The organism is Nocardia wallacei (assembly GCF_029868745.1).
In the GTDB taxonomy this organism is placed as follows: Bacteria; Actinomycetota; Actinomycetes; order Mycobacteriales; family Mycobacteriaceae; genus Nocardia; species Nocardia wallacei_B.
In genome coordinates, this window is the sequence record NZ_JARWOP010000119.1 from 1 (window position 1) to 6483 (window position 6483).

At 67.4% G+C, this 6483-nt stretch carries 7 protein-coding genes; 4 read left to right on the plus strand and 3 right to left on the minus strand.

Annotation, left to right across the window (positions count from 1 at the left end):
* Positions 1 to 522 (minus strand): metallophosphoesterase family protein (locus tag QH470_RS09205; protein WP_280271865.1); only part of this gene is annotated, 522 nt, incomplete at its 3' end.
* Positions 523 to 777: 255 nt separating this feature from the next.
* Here QH470_RS09205 and QH470_RS09210 point away from each other — a divergent pair.
* Positions 778 to 2031, plus strand: a complete 1254-nt coding sequence (locus tag QH470_RS09210; protein WP_280271866.1) for an MFS transporter — start codon at positions 778 to 780, stop codon at positions 2029 to 2031.
* An 18-nt stretch (positions 2032 to 2049) separates the two neighbouring features.
* Here the strand turns inward: QH470_RS09210 and QH470_RS09215 are convergent, their stop codons facing one another.
* Entirely contained in the window at positions 2050 to 3447 is a 1398-nt protein-coding gene (locus tag QH470_RS09215; RefSeq protein WP_280271867.1) for an amino acid permease, read from the minus strand.
* Between the two features lie 159 nt (positions 3448 to 3606).
* On the opposite strand from QH470_RS09215, the gene QH470_RS09220 reads away from it, so the two are divergent.
* Positions 3607 to 4359 carry a DUF427 domain-containing protein gene (locus QH470_RS09220; protein ID WP_280271868.1) on the plus strand — a complete coding sequence of 251 codons (753 nt, stop codon included), beginning with the start codon at positions 3607 to 3609 and terminating at the stop codon, positions 4357 to 4359.
* On the opposite strand, the gene QH470_RS09225 is transcribed toward QH470_RS09220, so the two are convergent.
* Positions 4352 to 5104, minus strand: coding sequence for an SIR2 family NAD-dependent protein deacylase (locus QH470_RS09225; protein WP_280271869.1), 753 nt, complete (start codon positions 5102 to 5104; stop codon positions 4352 to 4354). The two genes, QH470_RS09220 and QH470_RS09225, sit on opposite strands and share 8 nt — an antisense overlap.
* 125 nt (positions 5105 to 5229) lie before the next feature.
* On the opposite strand from QH470_RS09225, the gene QH470_RS09230 reads away from it, so the two are divergent.
* Entirely contained in the window at positions 5230 to 5832 is a 603-nt protein-coding gene (locus QH470_RS09230) for a TetR/AcrR family transcriptional regulator (protein ID WP_280271871.1), read from the plus strand.
* Between the two features lie 16 nt (positions 5833 to 5848).
* Positions 5849 to 6256: a cupin domain-containing protein gene (locus QH470_RS09235; RefSeq protein ID WP_280271870.1), complete on the plus strand. Its 408-nt coding sequence runs from the start codon at positions 5849 to 5851 to the stop codon at positions 6254 to 6256.
* Positions 6257 to 6483: the final 227 nt, after the last annotated feature.

Sequence of the window (6483 nt, forward strand, 5' to 3'; positions counted from 1 at the left end):
ATCCTTTTCGTAGGTCGACGCGAAGTCACCCGGCAAGCTACCGGTGGTATCGCGCGGCAGCATCGTCACCGGCGTTCGGCGAGCCCACGAAATATATTCCTCGAATACTTCCTCGATGAACTGACGGACTTCGGCACCCTCTGCAAGCAGGTCCTTCGCCATGTTATCGTTCCACATGCCCTCCAGGAACAGCTGCGGCAGCGTGTTTCTTTTCGCCGGCCGCCGGACATCGTGATTTCCGGGCACACACACCATCGACGCGAATACACCGCTGGCTTCGTCCAGCGACAGCACCAATTCACTCAGAAATTCATTGGCGGCTTCGTACTCGGCCGGCGCGGCGGTGTTCGCCAGGTCGCCGGTGAAGGCTATAACATCGATCGGACCCGCCGCGGGGATCACATACTCGATCAAATCCCGAAGTAGCAGGCTCTCTACCGTCGGCCAGTGACCGGGCATTTGGGATTGCCCAAAATGTATGTCGGTAAGGTGCAGAATATTTATTCTCGCAGCATTGGCCACTACCCTACTGTCCCGTCACTCCATACCCCCTGGCGATCGGACATTCGATCCGATCTCGAAATATCACTGTGCCACTCACCGGAACAAGACACAACTGCGGCTGCAAACAATCTCCTGGAATGATTTTCGCCCCGCCACACCAGCACCCACCCCGCAGTGGCGCGGCTCACAGCCGAGATACATAGTTAGCCTATGTACATAGATAGTTAGTAGATGTAAACTAACGATCGAGAGCATTCCGATTCAGGAGCGTTGATGAGCACCACACTCTCGCCGCGCGCCGCCACCGACGTGCCTGCCACCGCGAGAACCAAACAGCCGAAATCCGTCTGGGCCGTGGCCTTCGCCTCGGTCATCGCCTTCATGGGGATCGGCCTGGTCGACCCCATTCTGAAGCCGATCGGCGAACAGCTGCACGCCTCACCGTCGCAGGTGACGCTGCTGTTCACCAGCTACATGCTGGTCACCGGCGTCGCCATGCTGATCACCGGCGTGATCTCCAGCCGCTTCGGCGCCAAGAAGACCCTGCTCGCCGGGCTCGCCATCATCGTGGTGTTCGCGGCGCTGGCGGGCGGTTCCGGCACGGTCGGGGAGATCGTCGGCTTCCGCGCCGGGTGGGGCCTGGGCAACGCGCTGTTCATCGCGACCGCGCTGGCCACCATCGTGGGCGCGGCCACCGGCGGCGTGGCGCGGGCCATCATCCTGTACGAGTCCGCGCTCGGCATCGGCATCGCCGCCGGACCGCTGGTCGGCGGCTTCCTCGGCGGATTCAGCTGGCGCGCACCGTTTTTCGGAGTCTCGGTGCTGATGGCGATCGCCTTCGTCGCGATCGTGGTGCTGCTGCCGCAGAGCCCGAAGCCCACCCACCGCACCTCGATCGTGGCGCCGTTCAAGGCACTGCGCTTCCCCGGTCTGCTGCTGGTGAGCGTCACCGCGCTGCTGTACAACTACGGCTTCTTCACCCTGCTCGCCTACACCCCGTTCCCGCTCGACATGGGCACCTACGCGATCGGATTCATCTTCTTCGGCTGGGGCTTGGCGCTGGCGCTGGCATCGGTGGTGTTCGCGCCCCGGCTGCAACGCGCCTTCGGCACGGTCCGCATGATCGCGCTGGCACTGGCGTTGTTCGCGGCCGACCTGGCCGTGATGGCCCTCTGGGCCGACCACAAGCCGGTCCTGATCGTCGGCACCGTGCTGGCGGGCCTGTTCCTCGGCGTGAACAACACCCTGATCACCGAGGCCGTGATGATCTCCGCACCCGTGGAGCGCTCCACCGCGTCCGCCGCCTACAGCTTCGTCCGCTTCGCCGGCGGCGCGGCCGCCCCCTACCTCGCCGGCAAACTAGGCGAACACCACATGGCCCTGCCGTTCTGGGTAGGCGCGGCCTGCACCGCCCTCGGCGTCCTCATCCTCCTCACCTTCCGCCACACCCTGTCCCACGTCGACGACCACGACCCCGCCGAACACAGCGTCACCGAGGCCGAAGCGATCACGGTCGGCGACGACTGAATCGGCCCGTCGCGCGATTCAGTGCCGGAGCACCTGCACCTCTCGGACGGGCGGGGTCTTGCCGAGCCGGGCGCGGAGAGGGTAGGCGGCCGCCACCACGAGAAGGGTGACGGTGGAGGAGATGAGTTGGGTGCGCATGGTGGACATGAGGGCGGCGGAGATCAGGACCGCGGCGAGGACGGCGATCACCGCCCAGCTCAGGTAGGGGTGGAACCACAGGCGGTAGGTGAGGGCGGCGGGGTCTTTGCGTTGCAGGCGGGCTCGCAGGCGTAGCTGGGAGAGCATCACCGCGAGGTAGAGGAAGGCCAGCAGGACGCCGATGGAGTTCACCAGGAAGGTGAAGACCCGGTCCGGGGAGACGTAGGAGGCCACCACCGCGCACCACGCGGCGACCGTGCCGAGCAGCACCGCCCGTGCCGGAACGCCGCGGCGGTTGACCCGCACCAGCCCGGCCGGGGCGTCGCCGTCGCGGGTGAGCACGTAGAGCATGCGGGAGGACACGTAGATCGCGGAGTTCAGCACCGAGAGCACCGCGGTCAGGATCACCACCTGCATCACCGTGCCCGCCGCCGGAACGCCCATGGTGTCCAGCGCGCTGACGAACGGACTGGTCAGCACTTTGGCGTCGTCCCACGGCAGGATCGTCACGACCAGCAGGATCGACGCCACGTAGAACAGCCCTACGCGCCACAGCACATTGCTGGTGGCCCGCGCCACCGCCTTCCCGGGCTCGGCGCTCTCGGCGGCGGCCAGCGTCACGATCTCGGTGCCGCCGAAGGCGAAGATCACCACGACGATCGCCGACAGCACCCCGTCCCACCCGTTGGGTACGAAACCGCCGTGCGTGGTCAGATTGTCCACTCCCGCACGGCCGTCCGGCCACCAGCCCAGCACGTACAGCACGCCGAGGAGCAGAAACACCACGATCGCGGCGACCTTGATGGAGGCGAACCAGAACTCGAACTCCCCGAAGGAGCGCACCGAGATCAGGTTCACCGCCGTCATCACGACCAGCAGCGCGGCCGCCAGAATCCACTGCGGCAGGTCGATCCACTCCGCCAGGATCGCCGCGCCCGCCGTCGCCTCGGCGCCGACCAGGATCACGTACATGTACCAGTAGAGCCAGCCGACGGTGAATCCGGCGAAGGGCCCCAACGCCATTCGCGCGTACTCGGCCAGCGACCCCGCCACCGGCCGAGCCACCGCCATCTCGCCCAGTGCCCGCAATACGCACAGCACCAGTACACCGGCCACCGCGTAGGACACCACCGCCGCCGGGCCCGCCGTCTTGATGACCGAACCGCTGCCCACGAACAGCCCCGCGCCCACCGCGCCGCCGATCGCGAGCATCGTCATGTGCCGACGGCGCAGGCCGGTGCGCAGACCCTCGCGCGCCGCGCCGGTCGTCTCGTCCATTGCTCACCTTCTGTTCGCCCAGATGTTGCCGTGTCACCCTAGCGGCCCAATCGACGCGTCGAACGCGCAGGTCGCGCCGGTCAGCCGGAAATTGCCCGACCTTGCGACGCCGCTCCGGAACCGGGGTGTGTTCACCGATCGGGAGTACCGTCGGCGGGTATGACCGAAACAACCCGGGGCCGTGTTCGCACCGAACCCGGTCGCAAACGGGTGCGGGCCTACGCCGACGGCCGACTGGTGATCGACACGGTCGCACCGACATTGGTGTGGGAGGGCCCGCACTACCCGACCTACTACCTGCCGGTCGCGGACCTGCGCGCCAAGCTGGAACCCACCGGGTCCACCCGCCACTCGCCCAGCCGCGGCGAGGGCGTGGAATACGACGTGGTGATCGACGGCATCACCAGATCCCCTGCGGCCGTGCGCTATCCGGACTCACCGATCCCGGAGCTGCGCGAGCTGGTGCGGCTGGAGTGGGATCTGATGGACGAGTGGCTCGAGGAGGACGAGCCCGTCTATGTGCACCCGCGCGATCCCTACACCCGCGTCGACATCCTGGCGAGTTCCCGGCACGTCCGGGTGGCGGTCGCCGGGCAGACCCTCGCGGACTCGCACGCACCGCGCATTCTCTTCGAAACGGGTTTGCCGCCACGGTATTACCTCCCGCTGACCGATGTCCGGACCGAGCTGCTGACGCCGTCCACGACCCGGACCCGCTGCCCCTACAAGGGCACGGCCGAGTATTTCGACATCCGGGTCGGCGATGCCGAATACCGGAATCTGGCATGGATCTACCGCACCCCGCTGCCGGAAAGCCAGAAGGTTGCCGGTCTGGTCTGCTTCTACGACGAGAAAGTGGATGTCTTCCTCGACGGCGAATTGCAAGAGCGCCCGAAGACGCCGTTCAGCTGACCTGGTCGCCGAGCAACTGCTCGACCAGCTCCGGCACGGCGGCGCCGATCGGATCGCGGACGACCTCGGTGGCCCACGGATCGTAGGGCGTGGGCTCGGCATTGACGATGACCAGCGCCGCCCCGTTCTCCACGGCGACGGCGCACATCGACGCGGCGGGCTCCACCTGCAGAGAACTGCCGACGGCCAGGAAGATATCGCTGTCCAACGCGATCTGCCGCGCCTCGTGCACGGCGCCCGGATCCATCTGCTGACCGAACATGACGGTGGCGGCCTTGAGAATGCCGCCGCAGACCGGGCACGGCGGATCGGCCTCGCCCGCCGCCACCCGTCGCAGCGTATCGGCCATCGTCGCGGTGAAATCGCAACCGACACAGACGACTTCGAACATGTTGCCGTGGATCTCCACCACCGACTCCGGCGGCGTGCCGGCCCGCTGGTGCAGGCGGTCGATGTTCTGCGTGATGATCCGGACGTCTCGTTCCCGTCCGAGCCGGGCCAGGGCGCGGTGCGCGTCGTTGGGTTCGGCCTGCCAGGCCGGATTGTCGCGGCGGGCCAGCCAGGCGCGCCGGCGCAGTTCGGGATCGGCCACGTAGTTCTGATATGTGGACAGCAGTTCCGCGATCGGGTCCTCGGTCCACACGCCGCGCGGCCCGCGGAAGTCCGGAATGCCGGAGTCGGTGGAGATGCCCGCGCCGGTGAGCACGCCGATGGGGCCGGTCCGCTGTCGCCACCCTGTGGTCATGCTCCCAGATTAAGTGCACCGGCCGGCACCGCGGCTTTTGATACGCTCGTGTATCCGAGCCCTGTGGGGAGGAGCCTGGCGTGTCGACATCCCTCGAGACCGACAACCCGTCCCCGGCACGACGGATGACCAAGCGCCGGGCCAAGACCCGGCGGCGGCTGCTGGACGCGGCCTTCGAGGCGTTCGCGGACGAAGGGTTCGGGCGCTGCACCGTGGAGCAGATCTGCGAGCGGGCCGGATTCACCCGGGGCGCCTTCTACTCCAACTTCACCTCGCTGGAGGAACTGTTCCTGGCGATGTGGGAGCAGCGTTCGGGACAGCTGCTGCACGAGATGACCGCGGTGCTCGAGGACGAGACGCCCGCGCCCGCCACCGACCTCCGAGCGGATGTCGAACGGGTATTGCGCGCGGTTCCCTTGGACGAGAAGTGGTTTCGGATCACCTTCGAATTCACCGCGCACGCCCTGCGCAATCCGTCGCTGCGCCGGGTGATGGCCGCCCGCGAGGAGGCGATCGACGCGGCGTTGCGCCCCGTGGTGACCGAACTGCTGGCGCGCGCGGGCCGCACGGTCACCGACCCCGCGGCGCTGGGCCGCGCCCTGGTCGCGGTGCACGACGGCACCGCCACCCAATGCCTGATGGAACCGCACAGCGAGACAGCCCGCCGACAACGCATCAACCTGTTCACCCACGTCGTGCTCGCCTACAGCGAACCACGAGACGCATAGGCGGAGAGGAACATTCATGACCGAGCGCCCCACGTTGGCGGCCGCACTGGACCTGCAACCGCACCCGGAGGGCGGCTGGTACCGCGAAACCTGGCGCAGCCCCGTGCAATTCGTGCCCGACGGCTACGACGCCCCCCGCGCGGCAGCGACGGCAATCCACTTCCTGCTGCTCCCCGGCGAGAAGTCCGCCCCCCACACCGTCCGCTCGGACGAGCTATGGCTATGGCACCGCGGCGGCCCGCTCCTGCTCGACATCGGAGGCGAGGAAATAGTCCTCGGCCCCAACGTCGAACAAGGCCAACTCCTGCAAGCGGTAATCCCCGGCGGCGTAACCCAGGCAGCACGCCCCGCAACCGACGAATACGTCCTCGTCAGCTGCATCGTGTCCCCCGGCTTCGACTTCGCAGACTTCCACCTCGACTAACAAAGACCGGCCAACCACCTACCCATCCCCGCCCACCTTCGATTCCACCAACTTCCACCCAACCCAACCCAACCCAACCCCCTCCGCCAAAAACCTCCCCTGTAGCCCGCCAACCCCGTAAGTTTTCGGCGCGTAACGGGTTTTTTGGGGGGGGGGGGAGGGACGCGGGGGGGCCGCCGCCCGCCCCCCCCCCACGACCCCCCCGGGGGCGCACCACCCCCCCCCCC

What these genes read in the sequence shown, in the direction of transcription:
- QH470_RS09225 (WP_280271869.1), bottom strand. Translation starts at nt 5,104, where the DNA reads ATGACCACAGGGTGGCGACAGCGGACCGGCCCCATCGGCGTGCTCACC.
- QH470_RS09215 (WP_280271867.1), bottom strand. Translation starts at nt 3,447, where the DNA reads ATGGACGAGACGACCGGCGCGGCGCGCGAGGGTCTGCGCACCGGCCTG.
- QH470_RS09220 (WP_280271868.1), top strand. Translation starts at nt 3,607, where the DNA reads ATGACCGAAACAACCCGGGGCCGTGTTCGCACCGAACCCGGTCGCAAA.
- QH470_RS09235 (WP_280271870.1), top strand. Translation starts at nt 5,849, where the DNA reads ATGACCGAGCGCCCCACGTTGGCGGCCGCACTGGACCTGCAACCGCAC.
- QH470_RS09210 (WP_280271866.1), top strand. Translation starts at nt 778, where the DNA reads ATGAGCACCACACTCTCGCCGCGCGCCGCCACCGACGTGCCTGCCACC.
- QH470_RS09230 (WP_280271871.1), top strand. Translation starts at nt 5,230, where the DNA reads ATGACCAAGCGCCGGGCCAAGACCCGGCGGCGGCTGCTGGACGCGGCC.